At 65.3% G+C, this 11606-nt stretch carries 11 protein-coding genes and 1 pseudogene; 1 reads left to right on the top strand and 11 read right to left on the bottom strand.

Annotated elements, in window-relative coordinates; translation table 11 throughout:
• Nucleotides 1–64 precede the first annotated feature (64 nt).
• From MKAN_RS14505 to dnaB, 5 genes and pseudogenes are all read right to left on the bottom strand, one after another.
• The gene (locus MKAN_RS14505; protein ID WP_371685993.1) at nt 65–1072 is read right to left on the bottom strand and encodes a glycoside hydrolase family 6 protein; all 1008 of its coding nucleotides are present in this window, start codon (nt 1070–1072) and stop codon (nt 65–67) included.
• A 296-nt stretch (nt 1073–1368) separates the two neighbouring features.
• Complete coding sequence (locus tag MKAN_RS14500; RefSeq protein WP_023369168.1) at nt 1369–2583, bottom strand: cytochrome P450; 1215 nt, start codon at nt 2581–2583, stop codon at nt 1369–1371.
• A gap of 89 nt (nt 2584–2672) precedes the next feature.
• Nucleotides 2673–2987: pseudogene (locus MKAN_RS32760) on the bottom strand (type II toxin-antitoxin system RelE/ParE family toxin); the annotation flags it as partial.
• A gap of 421 nt (nt 2988–3408) precedes the next feature.
• The gene (locus tag MKAN_RS14495; RefSeq protein WP_036394970.1) at nt 3409–4125 is read right to left on the bottom strand and encodes a hypothetical protein; all 717 of its coding nucleotides are present in this window, start codon (nt 4123–4125) and stop codon (nt 3409–3411) included.
• Nucleotides 4126–4660: 535 nt separating this feature from the next.
• Nucleotides 4661–6472: a replicative DNA helicase gene (gene dnaB / locus MKAN_RS14490; RefSeq protein WP_023369162.1), complete on the bottom strand. Its 1812-nt coding sequence runs from the start codon at nt 6470–6472 to the stop codon at nt 4661–4663.
• A 313-nt stretch (nt 6473–6785) separates the two neighbouring features.
• Here dnaB and MKAN_RS33005 point away from each other — a divergent pair, with 313 nt between their 5' ends.
• Complete coding sequence (locus MKAN_RS33005) at nt 6786–7100, top strand: hypothetical protein (protein WP_133163516.1); 315 nt, start codon at nt 6786–6788, stop codon at nt 7098–7100.
• 156 nt (nt 7101–7256) lie between these two features.
• On the opposite strand, the gene rplI is transcribed toward MKAN_RS33005, so the two are convergent.
• The 6 genes from rplI to MKAN_RS14450 all read right to left on the bottom strand — a co-directional run bounded on the left by rplI (nt 7257) and on the right by MKAN_RS14450 (nt 11604).
• Nucleotides 7257–7715 (bottom strand): 50S ribosomal protein L9, encoded by a 459-nt coding sequence (gene rplI, locus MKAN_RS14480; protein ID WP_023369158.1) that lies wholly within the window; start codon nt 7713–7715, stop codon nt 7257–7259.
• A 41-nt stretch (nt 7716–7756) separates the two neighbouring features.
• Complete coding sequence (gene rpsR / locus MKAN_RS14475) at nt 7757–8011, bottom strand: 30S ribosomal protein S18 (protein WP_023369156.1); 255 nt, start codon at nt 8009–8011, stop codon at nt 7757–7759.
• A 44-nt stretch (nt 8012–8055) separates the two neighbouring features.
• Complete coding sequence (locus tag MKAN_RS14470; protein ID WP_023369154.1) at nt 8056–8568, bottom strand: single-stranded DNA-binding protein; 513 nt, start codon at nt 8566–8568, stop codon at nt 8056–8058.
• Nucleotides 8569–8830: 262 nt separating this feature from the next.
• Entirely contained in the window at nt 8831–9121 is a 291-nt protein-coding gene (gene rpsF / locus MKAN_RS14460) for a 30S ribosomal protein S6 (protein ID WP_023369150.1), read from the bottom strand.
• Between the two features lie 210 nt (nt 9122–9331).
• Nucleotides 9332–9970: a DJ-1/PfpI family protein gene (locus tag MKAN_RS14455; RefSeq protein ID WP_023369148.1), complete on the bottom strand. Its 639-nt coding sequence runs from the start codon at nt 9968–9970 to the stop codon at nt 9332–9334.
• Nucleotides 9970–11604 (bottom strand): glycosyltransferase family 87 protein, encoded by a 1635-nt coding sequence (locus MKAN_RS14450; protein ID WP_036394968.1) that lies wholly within the window; start codon nt 11602–11604, stop codon nt 9970–9972. Before MKAN_RS14450 ends, MKAN_RS14455 begins: the two co-directional genes overlap by 1 nt.
• Between the last annotated feature and the right edge of the window lie 2 nt (nt 11605–11606).

The raw sequence follows: 11606 nt of genomic DNA, 5'->3' as shown, positions 1-11606 counted from the left end.
GGCCGTACCGTCGCGCCTGACCAGCCGCGTGTGCAGTGGCCGCTGGGGCTAACCCCGGGTGGTCTTATTGGCCGGCGTTTTGGGCGAGATCAATGGCGTATTGACTCACGAAGTGACCCGCCGAAGGGCCCCCGTTGCATGATCCGTCGGATTCGCCGGGACGTTTGACCCAAAGATAGGCGTCGGCGTGCGCGCCCGCAGTAGCCGTGGTGGGCGGGGTGCCCAGGGCACGCCCGCCGGGGTTGCACCAGCTCAGTGCGGAGTCGGGCGCCGGTCCGGCGCCGTTGCGCGAGGTGTCGATTACGTAGTGCGCACCGTTCGTCATCCCCGAAATCGCCTCGCCGTAACCGATTTCCTCGTCGGTACTGAAGAAGTTCGAGACGTTGAGACTGAACCCTCGCGCATGGCCAACACCGGCCTGGTTGAGCCTGGCGGCGATTTCCTCGGCACTCAACCACCGCGAGTGTCCGCCGTCGACGTAGACGGCCGCGGCCGGATCGCGGGTCAGGGTGTCAACCGCGTAGCGGATCAGATCGAAGCGTTCCTGGCGCTGGTCAGCCGACAGGCAGTCGGCCATGTCGAGTGCATCGGGTTCGACGATGATCGCCGCCGGCGAGCCGCCCAGGCCGGACGAGATGCTGTCGATCCACTGGCGGTAGTCCGCCCCCGACGCGAACCCGCCAGACGCGTAACTACCGCAGTCGCGATGCGGAATTCCGTAGAGCGCGAAAATCGGCATGCTGCCGGCAGCCTGTGCCGCGCCGGTGTACCCGGCGACCCTCGCGCCTACCGAACCGGCTGGAAATGCCTGGTCAAGCCAGTACGCCTGCGGGGTATTGGCGACGGCGGTCAGCTGCGGACTCGGCGGATTGGCGTTGCGCGCGGCGGCCATGGCCGCCGACGCCGGGTCCACGTAGAAAGGCTGTCCAGCCAGCGGGTTTCCCGCGTCGACCAGACGCACCTCAGGGGCAGCACCGACATGCACGGCGCCGGCAGAAACCAGGCCGGCAACGGTCGCAACCGCCACAAAAGGGGCGATCCACCGAGCGACAGCACCTGCAGCTATTGACATCACGCCAGTAAAATAGTGCCGCGACGTCAGAAACGCCAATCCTCGACGACAGGTGCGGACGCCGAATCTATCTCGTGACGGGTCATCCGAGCTTGTCTCACCAACCGCCGCGTTTCCGTCGAGCATCTCGAGAAGCCTGGCCGTCGCCGGCAACCGGCACGGCGCCGGCGGAGGGGGGGTTCCCGCTCGACCGGGCAGAGGCGGCATTTGAGCTGCTCACCGGGAGCCGCGAGTGCGGGAAAGTCATGGTTACCGTTTCCTGACGCTCGATGGCGGCGGGACGGGCCCCGCCGACGTCAGCTGACGGTCAACCGCAGGAACTCCCGCCGGCGTGCGAGCACGCTGGGTAGCCATGGGCCGACGTCGGCGGCCTCGAACCACTCGGTGCGGTCCAGCAGCATCCGTAGCACGGTCGCGGTCTCGAGCCGGGCCAGCGGCGCGCCCAGGCAGAAGTGGATGCCTTTGCCGAAGCTCATGTGCCCCTTGCTGATCGGACGGTCCAGCCGGAATTCGTCCGGGGCGTCGAAATGAGCGGGATCGCGGTTCGCCGCGCCCCACAGCAGCAGCACCCGGGAGTTCCTCGGCAGCGCGGCACCCGCGAGTTCGGTGTCGCCCAGGACATGGCGGTAGTGCGCGCGGAACGGCGGCTCCAGCCGCAGGGTCTCCTCGATGAAGACACCGAGCAGATCCGGCTGGTCGCGGAGCCGCCGCTGCAGCGCCGCATCGGTGGCCAGAATGGACACCGCGGTGCCCAGCAGTGATGCGGTCGACTCCCCGCCAGCGCTGAACAGCGAGACCAGGATCAGCTGTGCGGTGAAGGCGTCGAGCTCGCCGGCCGCGTACGCCTTCGCCAGCACACCCATCAGGTCGTCACGCGGGCTGGTCGCGGCCACCCGCAGCCGCGTCGTGATGTAGGCGCTCAACTCGCCAATCGCGGCCATCGACGCGGCCAGCTCGTCGGCCGACATCAGCCCGTCGAGCAGCTGGGTGCTGGCATAACCCCATCGCGCCAGCTGGTCGGCGTCGGCCTCGGGGACACCGATCAGGTCGGCGACAACGCTCATCGGCAACCGGTTGGCGACGGCGTCCATCCACTCGATGGTGCCGTCGTAAGCTGCTGTGCCCCAGAGTGTTTCGAATACCCGCGTGATCAGCGGCTGCAATGCCTGCACGCGTTTGGCGGTGAACTGGCCGATCATCAGCTTGCGATGCGCAGCGTGCACGGGGTCGTCGGCGGTGACCAGGATGTGCGTCCGGCCGCCCACGCCGTCCATCGGGAATGGGACGACCCCACCCGCGGGGGTGAATGTCATGGTCGCGGTCAGATTCGACGAGAAGACCTCGGGCCGGTTGACCACATCGGTGATCGCCGCCCAGCTGCTGGCCAAGTAGAACTCCGAATCTCCGACGCGATGAACGCCGCCCTCACTCCGCAGCCGGGCATACAGCGGGTAAGGGTCCTGGATGGCCGCGTCGTCGAAGAACTCGGCCGGGTCGATGGTGGCAGTCATTGCGTGTCCCGCATGGTTGAAATCAGTATCGGGACTCTACCCCGTCTGCTGCTCTGCTTGGCTTCGGCACCTCGGTGCACAGGTCGGTCGAGGTGCCGGTCGACATCCATTCGTTGGTGGAGTATGCGCGCCGCATCGATCACGTCGACGCTTGGCAATCCGGTAGTACAGCGTGCGCGATCCGACAGGGCGCTTCCGGTAGTCGAGGCGGATTTCGTCGCAGGCCCTTCCGATCATTGGATTGTCAACGACTCGCTCGATTCCCGCTGGATCTCACGAACGTACTTCTCGGCCTGATCGCCATCCCAGGTCTCATAGGTGTAATGCCAGATCTGTTCTGGATCCGCGCGCGCGGCGGGCGAAAGTACATACCGGCTATTGGTATCAACGCGGAAGCGAGCGATTCTCCGCCGCCCATGATCGCCTCGGAAGCATCTGACAACGGCGAGCCACCAGGTCCGCGCAGCCCCTGGCCGTCCATTCCGAGCTCGGCTCGGTGGTCCCCTCGATTCGTCACGGTGACACCATCCCGTAATGCGCCGAATGGGAATGCTTGATGCGCCAAGTGAATTGGCCCATCGACATGCCGCGGCCCCGACAGATCCGCGATAGGTGCGCGTGGGGGCAAATGCTTCCGGCTGATGCCCGGTGATCCAACCAGTCGAGCGTGGCCGTCTTCCATGAAGCTCAGGAATCCCTCCAGGGCCACGCAGAGGGCGTGTGGCCCAGGCTGCCCGCGGCCAGGTCCGCAATGCCGCCGCCGCGCCTGAGCGGTGGCGGGTCGGCCGCCAACTCCAGCGGTGGTGAGTCAGTGATCCGGTCGGCTCACTGATCGACGGGATCCTGGTCCATGTTGCGCTTCGAACGCGCAGGCGGCCGCGTCGACCGCCGCCGCGGAATGCGTTCGGTGATGGCACTCAGCGAGTTGATCATCCTGTTGAGCCGATCGACAGCAGACTCGAGGGTGTCAGCGGTGGGCGTCAACGTCTCCACGGCGGGCGCCAGCCGACTCAGGATTTCAGCGGCTTCGGTGAATTGTTCGAGCGGTCCGTTCTTAGCCAGCAGCTTGTCGATGACGCCGTCCTCGGCGAACATCCGCTCGACAATGCCGTCCTCGGCGAACATCCGCTCGACCGGCCCGTCCTCAGCGAGCAGCCGATCTGCGAGCCCACCGGGCGCCAGGATCCGCTCCAGCGCGGTACCTTCAACGGATACCCGATCGAGTAAACCGCCGGGCGCGGTCAACAGGTCCACAACCCCACCCGGACGCATCAGCTTGTCCGCCGGCCCGCCGCGGACCAGAGCGCGCCCCATCGCCCGGTCGTTTTCGGTTAGTTCGGCAACTCGATTGGCGCCTATGATTGCGCCGCGCAACGGAAATAGGTCGGTAATCGGATCTACGGTCTTCGGGCCTTCCTCGCCCAAGGATTGCTTTACAGCCCCGAGCGCCATGGCCGCAACGGCGAGTCCGGCGTCGGCCACTGCGACGCCGGCGCGGACAGGGGCTATCGCTGCACCGATAATGACCTTGCTGATGTTCACGCGGCAAGTGTATGGCTCGGCGTCGTCTCCGTGGACGACGGCGCCAATGGGGTCGCGGTCAATCCAGACGATGACTACGTCGCCAAACAGCGCTTCTGAACGGGGCCGACGTCGCCCAAAGCTGTCCCGCGGCGCCATAGCCGATCATCCGCGCGCAGCCGCGCCAAACCCATGTCCGTCGGCCGCAACTGTGCCATGAACGCCGGTTGCCCAAGAACGAGTGCGCGAAAATTGTGTGGGGTCACCCCGAGAGAATGAAATCCCTTGTCCAGCATGTAGGTTCGCAAACTGCGTAGCGGATGCCGATCGGTCTGACGACGAGTTGTCGACGCCTTGTCTCTGCTGCGGCCCATGGCGATCACCTCGGCCCGGCAATCGGATCAGACTGCTTCGGTGACCTGCCCGTCACATGGCCGTCGACACACCCTTGGGATTGAGCAACCTGTGTGTCTCACGAAGTTGGCGCATCCGCCATCACTCGCCATCACTCGTGAGATTCCGCCAGGGTTCTTGAGAACCTACACACCCAAACTACTCACCGAGCCATGTTGGCGAACCGCGACAGGTGCAGCTGGTGCGCAACAGTCACCGTCTTGGTCGGACCGTTACGGTGCTTGGCGAGAATGAAATCCGCCTCTCCCCCGCGTGGATCGTCACGGTCGAATGCGTCCGGCCGGTGCAGCAAAATGACGACGTCGGCATCTTGTTCGAGGCTTCCCGACTCACGCAGATCAGACAACATCGGCTTCTTGTCGGTGCGCTGCTCGGGGCCGCGGTTGAGCTGGCTGATCGCGACGACCGGAACCTCGAGTTCTTTGGCGAGCAGCTTGAGTTGCCGCGAGAATTCCGACACCTCGACCTGGCGCGACTCGTGCTTCTTGCCCGAGGTCATCAGCTGCATGTAGTCGACCACCACCAGACGCAGGTTGGCCTTCTGCCGCAGCCGGCGCGCCTTGGCGCGGATCTCCATCATCGTCATGTTCGGCGAGTCGTCGATATACAGTGGCGCCTCGCTGATTTCGCTCATCCGCCGGGCCAAGCGCGTCCAGTCGTCATCGGTCATGCGGCCCGAACGCATGTCGGAGAGCTTGATTTTGGCCTCCGCCGACAACAGCCGCATCACGATCTCGGACTTGCTCATCTCCAGCGAGAAGATGATGCTGGCCTGGCGGTGTTTGATCGAGCACGACCGCAGGAAGTCCAACCCGAGGGTGGAGTTGTGGGTCGGCACCATCCCGCGGCCGGCCAGATAAAGATGCGCGGCGTTGTCCACCTCGACGCAGCGCACCGCGACACTGGGCACCCGGCGCACCGAGACGACCCGCAATACCGGTGCCAGCGTGGCGGTGGGCCGGTGTTCGGCGCACGGCACCATGGAGCCGGCCGGCGTGATCGTGTCCAGCCCACAACGCAATTGAGCTGACGTTCGGATCCCATGGCCGGTCGGCCACTGATGTTCGGCATCGGCGACAATCGTTGTGCCGTCGGAGAACTCGATCTGATAGCACGGGCGTCCCAACATGACGCCCGTCGCGCCGACCACCCGCGTCGGCAAGCCGTTGGCGTCGAGCAACTCATCGCCGACGGCGACGTCGCCCATCGTGGTCCAACCGGCCGGTGTGGGCAGCGGCGTCTCCAGCGCCAGCGCCTTGCCCACTCCCGGACGCGCCGCGACGATGATCATCTGCCCCGGGTGCAGGCCGTTGGTCACCTCATCCAGTTCGCTAAAGCCCGTCAGCACACCGCGCGAGACACCTCCATTGGAGGCGATGGCGTCGATCTCGTCCATCGTCGGCTGCAGCAGATCCTCAAGCGGCACAAAGTCTTCCGACAACCGCCGATTGGCGACATCGTAGATTTCCGCCTGGGCGCGGTCGACCACCTCGGCCACATCGGCGCCCTCGGCACCGGCATAGCCGTACTGCACCACCCGGGTGCCCGCCTCGACCAACCGGCGCAACACCGCCTTCTCCGCGACGATACTGGCGTAATAGCCCGCATTGGCGGCGGTCGGCACGGTCGAGATCAGGGTATGCAGATACGGTGCGCCGCCGATGCGGCGCAGTAGCCCGCGACGGTCCAGTTCGGCAGCGACCGTTACAGCGTCGGCCGGCTCGCCGCGCCCATACAGGTCGAGAATGGCGTCGTAGACGTTCTGGTGTGCAGGACGATAGAAATCACCGGGCCGTAGCCGTTCCAGCACATCGGCGATGGCGTCCTTGCTCAACAGCATCCCGCCCAGTACGGACTGTTCCGCGGCAAGGTCCTGCGGGGGTTGGCGGCCGAAGTCCTCAGTGGGAGGCGGGGCATCCATGCCGGGGTGGGCGAGATCGTCGACGACCGCCATGGGCCCTCACCTCCTCCGACATGAGCATCCGAACACACATTCGACCGCCGACAATCAGAGCGTAAATCAAGGCTCCGACAACAATCCCCACTCCCAGCTCGGTTGGCCGGTTACCCGACGGGGTGCTACGCCACCCACATCGTCACCGCCCCAGCTCAATTGGCCGCCCGAAGGCACCCGCATCGCCTGCGCCGGGACGACGCTAAACGTTGCTGGCCGGTCCTCCAAGGGGCCGTTGTTTATGAAGCTGTGCATGGTGTGTGCATATCCGTTGACCCCTGTGTTGAACGGGGTGTGCAAAACCTGTGGATCAATGCGGGTTGTTGCAACATCACTGCAGATAAACGCCATACAACGGCACACGTATTGTGTGGACAACAATCTCCTCGGCGTGTCGGGCCAGGTTACCGCCTCGGGCGTGTTGGTTTTCGCCGAGATTTTCGGCGAGTTAAGCCTTGGTGACGGCGAGGGCTCCAAGTCACCATCGGAAAAGTTCGCCAGCGGCAAGCCTTCCGGCATCGCGCTGGGCGGGCCGGCCGCCAGTAATGAGCAGCCGACGACCCGGTCGGGGCATCGATGGGCTCGGCCTGGTGGACAGCTCTGGCGGGCTTGGACGGCGCTGGACTAGTGCCCCGAGTTGTAGGACGCAACCGCGACTTTCCTATCGGCCACATCAGTCTCCACCGGTTTGTGGTGTGCACCGGGTCGGTAAGAGACCCGTGTGAAAGATGCGCTCGCCGGCACGGGACTCCGGCGAGCGCGGAAACCTAGCGGCCGACGGTCGCTAAGAGCCCGCGACGACGTCGAGCGAGATCTCGACGTCGACTTCCGGGTGCAGGTGCACCACTACCGGATGCGTGCCCACCGCCTTGATGTGGGCCTTGGGTAGCCGGAGGATCCGCTTGTCGAGGTTCGGGCCGCCCGCCTTCTTGATGGCCGAGACGACGTCGCTCGCGGTCACCGAACCGAACAGCTTGCCGGAGTCGCCCGCCGTTTTCACCGGCAGTGCAACCGGGCCAAGCGCTTCGATGGCCGCCTTGATTTCGTTGGCATGCTCGCGGTCGCGCACCGCTTTGGATTCGCGGGCGCGGCGGATGTCGTCGGCCTGCCGTTGGGCCCCGCGTGAGGCCATGATCGCCAGTCCGCGGGGCAGCAGGAAATTGCGGCCGTAGCCGTCCTTGACCTCGACCGTGTCGCCGACGGAACCAAGGTGGTCAACGTCCGCCGTCAGAATCAGCTTCATCGTTTGCGTACTTTCGTTGGGCTTGCAGCGCTTACGGTCGGCTAGCGCGCCGACGAGGTAAAGGGCAGCAGCGCGACTTCACGGGCATTCTTCACCGCGGTTGCGATGTCTCGTTGGTGCTGAACACAGTTGCCGGTGACCCGGCGCGCCCGGATCTTGCCGCGCTCGCTGATATAGGTCCGCAGCAGCGCGGTGTCCTTGTAGTCGATCTTCTGATCCTTCTTCGCGCAGAAGACGCATTTGCGCGCCTTGACCGGCTTTTCCGGAGCCGGGCGTCGCTTGCTGGACTTGGCCATGGGTTTCTTTCTTTCCGTAGCTCAGTGATGGGACGTGATGTCGATCAGAACGGCGGCTCGTCGTCACCGCCGAATGAGCCCGAGGCAGGGGCGCTGCCCCACGGGTCGTCACCGGGACCGGGTGTCCCGCTGGCCGGCGGGGTCGCCGGTCGGGAACCGCCACCGCCGCCAAAGCCGCCGCCACCGCCGCTTCGGCTGGCCTTGTTGACTTTGGCGGTGGCGTACCGAAGCGACGGCCCGATCTCGTCGACCTCGACCTCGACGACGGTGCGCTTCTCGCCTTCACGGGTTTCGAACGAACGCTGCTTGAGCCGGCCGGTCACGATGACGCGCGCACCCCTGGTCAGGCTTTCCGCCACGTTTTCCGCGGCCTCCCGCCAGATGTTGCAGCGCAGGAAAAGCGCCTCGCCGTCCTTCCATTCACCGGTCTGCCGATCGTAGATCCGGGGCGTCGACGCGACGGTGAAATTCGCGACGGCAGCACCCGACGGCGTGAACCGTAGCTCGGGATCAGCGGTCAGGTTCCCGACGACGGTGATGGTGGTGTCACCAGCCACAATAGTTCTCCTTGTTCCGCCCGATCCTCGCCTGGCGGGTAGTCATGAGCGTCTTTGACTCGAGCCTATGCAACGGGGCTGACAGCGACGGCTGGTGCTCGATTGCCCAGCTCCTCCGCCCCCGCTTCGCGGCCGCATCGTCGCCGGGCTGGTGCTCGATTGCCCAGCTCCTCCGCCCCCGCTTCGCGGCCGCATCGTCGCCGGGCTGGTGCTCGATTGCCCAGCTCCTCCGCCCCCGCTTCGCGGCCGCATCGTCGCCGGGCTAGTGCTTGTCGGCGCGCATCACCTTGGTGCGCAGTACCGACTCGTTGAGGCTCAGCTGGCGGTCCAGTTCGGATACCGTCGCCGGGGCAGCTTTCAGGTCGACGACGACGTAGATGCCCTCGGAGTGCTTGGCGATCTCGTAGGCCAACCGCCGCCGGCCCCAGATGTCGACCTTTTCGACTTTTCCGCCGTCTTTCCGGACGACGTTCAGGAACGTCTCCAGGGACGGGGCGACGGTGCGTTCGTCGAGGGTGGGATCGAGGATGATCATGATTTCGTATGGACGCATAGGGACCTCATCACCTCCTCTGGTCTTTAGCGGCCACGGTCGGTCCGTGGCAGGAGGGTCGCCTGCGTCGGCAACCGCCCCAGGCTACCGGATAGCGCGCCGACCAGAAAAATCACTGAACGCAGCCGCGGTCCGCGCCCAGCGTGCACCGGCGGTCGGGTCTCGAGCCGGACCACAGCCCTCACGGCAATCTCGCGGCCAGAAAGCCGGTCACTTCCGACTGCGCAGGAATTCGGCGGCCCGGATCCTCGTCGCCTCGTCGGCATTGGCCAGTGATCCCGAGGCGAACGGCGGCCGCGGGTCGTATTCGATGAGCAGCTGGGCGGCCTGGGCGGCTTCCCGATCAACCAGCAGCTCGACCAACCGCAAAGCCATGTCGATGCCGCTGGAGACCCCGGCGGCGGTGATGATGCGCTGCGGCAGGTGTTCGACGACGCGGTCGGGCACATACCGCGCGCCCAGCTCGTTGAGCAGCTCTGCGGCGCGCCAATGCGTCGTGGCGGTCAGGCCGTCTAGCAGCCCCGCGGCGGCGAGCAACAATGCTCCGGTGCACACCGAGGTGGTGAATCTGGTGTGGGGGTGGACCGATTGCAGCCAGCCGCAAATGATTTCGTCGTCCAGCAGCACCCGGGTTCCGATGCCACCGGGAAACACCACGACATCGGGTGTGCCGACTTCCTCGAAGGTGGCATCGCAGACCAGGCCGAGCATGCCGTTTTCGGTGCGCAGCTCGCCGCGTCGGTGCCCGACGAAAACCACGTCGATCGACGGAATACGTTGCAGAACTTCATAGGGACCGACGGCGTCCAACGCGGTGAACCTCGGGAACAGCGGGATGGCGACCTGCATCAGGGCTCCCGCACGGCAATAGCGGCAGGCGCCGTCAGCCCCGGCCGCGATGCGCCTGGGCGCAGCCAGTTCGGCAGCCAGCCGGGTGCGGCGTCTGGGGCACGGTCGTAACCACCGCCCGCGGGATCGTCGACTCGCCCATTCCAGCGCACCAAATCCTCCCGGGGTCGATATATCTGTCGAATTATCAACGCACACAGCACGATAACAGCAATGTCGCGCAACAACACCGTGGTGGTGAACCACTGCTGGGGCAGTGATCGGTTCGGATTACCGTAGAGGTAGTACATCCGCGGAACCCATACCAGTGCGTCGATTGTCATCCACGCCAGCAGAATCCGGCGGTGCGGCAGGGCAAGCACGGCCAGCGGTACCAACCACAGCGAAAACTGCGGGCTCCACACCTTGTTGGTCAATAGAAAGGCCGCCACCACCAGAAATATCAGCTGCGCCACCCGCGGCCGCTGCGGAGCAGTGAATGCGATGTAAGCGATTGCGGCACAACACAATGCAAACAGCACCGTCACGACCGTATTCAGGACCATCGGCGGCTCCCAGAAGCCACGTACGGGATCGAAGCCGCGCCAGCCGGTGTAGGACTTCACGACGTTGTACAGCGAATCCATGTCGTCGCCGCGCCGGGTGTTGAGCCGAAAGAACTCCGACCAGCCCCGCGGATAGAGCACCATGATGGGCAGATTGACCGCCAGCCAGGTCACCGCGGCGGCGAGCGCCGTGCGGCCCACGGCACCCAGGCGCCCGGTCCGAATTCCCAGCACGACCAGCGGACCCAGGAACAACAGCGGATACAACTTGGCCGCAGCGCCTAAGCCGATCAGCAGCCCGGCCAGCCACGGTCTGCGCCGCGCCCAGGCCAGCAGTCCACCCATCGCGAAAGCCGTTGCCAGTGCGTCGAAGTTGGTGAATATCTGGAAGATCAGCAGCGGTGATGCCGCCACCAGTGCCGCATCCCAGATCCGGCGGCCGGCCAGGCCCGAGGTTGCCCACACGGTAGCCAACCAGGCGATTGCCAGCCCGAACGCCGCGGCGTTGAAGAACATCACCACTTCGGCGATCACCGGTAGCGGGGTGACGTTGCTCAAAGCGGTGTAGGTCTTGGCAATAGCCATCGACATGTATTGGTATAACCCGGTCAACACCGGATATTCCATGTAGCGCACCGCCAACCGCCCGTTGTATTGGATCTGCGGTGCGCCGGTACTGTCCGTTTCGACCCAGCTGGATTTGTAGGGAAACTTGCCCTGGCTCAACAGCTCTGCGCCGTAGAGCGGAACGGTGTCGGAGTAGCACAATTCGTAGTAGGCGCGCTGATTGTCCCAGTTGGCCACCCTCTTGTCGCCCGGCCCGGTGCCGGTGGTCTGCAGGCACGCGGCCTTCGTCGACCAGCCGAGCGCCAGAAACACCAGCGCGATCACGAACATCACCCGCAACGGAGTCATGAACCGGGTACGACCGATCAAGGCGTGCCGGCCCACCGGTCCGCCGACGACGTCGGCCAGAGCAGCGCCCAAAACGTCGGTGCGGCTGGGACAATCGCGGGTGTCTGCACTACGTAGGTCGCTGGCCAACGGCGCGGGGGAGGTGAGTGAGCCGGTTGCTAGACGGGTCCGGATAT

Origin of the sequence: Mycobacterium kansasii ATCC 12478 (assembly GCF_000157895.3) — a bacterium.
GTDB lineage: Bacteria > Actinomycetota > Actinomycetes > Mycobacteriales > Mycobacteriaceae > Mycobacterium > Mycobacterium kansasii.
This window is presented reverse-complemented; position numbering and strand designations above follow the sequence as displayed.

Excerpts from the sequence above, each read along its gene's own strand:
- MKAN_RS33005 (WP_133163516.1), top strand. The coding sequence starts at position 6,786 with ATGCGGGTTGTTGCAACATCACTGCAGATAAACGCCATACAACGGCAC.
- dnaB (WP_023369162.1), bottom strand. The coding sequence starts at position 6,472 with ATGGCGGTCGTCGACGATCTCGCCCACCCCGGCATGGATGCCCCGCCT.
- MKAN_RS14505 (WP_371685993.1), bottom strand. The coding sequence starts at position 1,072 with ATGTCAATAGCTGCAGGTGCTGTCGCTCGGTGGATCGCCCCTTTTGTG.
- rpsF (WP_023369150.1), bottom strand. The coding sequence starts at position 9,121 with ATGCGTCCATACGAAATCATGATCATCCTCGATCCCACCCTCGACGAA.
- MKAN_RS14500 (WP_023369168.1), bottom strand. The coding sequence starts at position 2,583 with ATGACTGCCACCATCGACCCGGCCGAGTTCTTCGACGACGCGGCCATC.
- rplI (WP_023369158.1), bottom strand. The coding sequence starts at position 7,715 with ATGAAGCTGATTCTGACGGCGGACGTTGACCACCTTGGTTCCGTCGGC.
- rpsR (WP_023369156.1), bottom strand. The coding sequence starts at position 8,011 with ATGGCCAAGTCCAGCAAGCGACGCCCGGCTCCGGAAAAGCCGGTCAAG.
- MKAN_RS14455 (WP_023369148.1), bottom strand. The coding sequence starts at position 9,970 with ATGCAGGTCGCCATCCCGCTGTTCCCGAGGTTCACCGCGTTGGACGCC.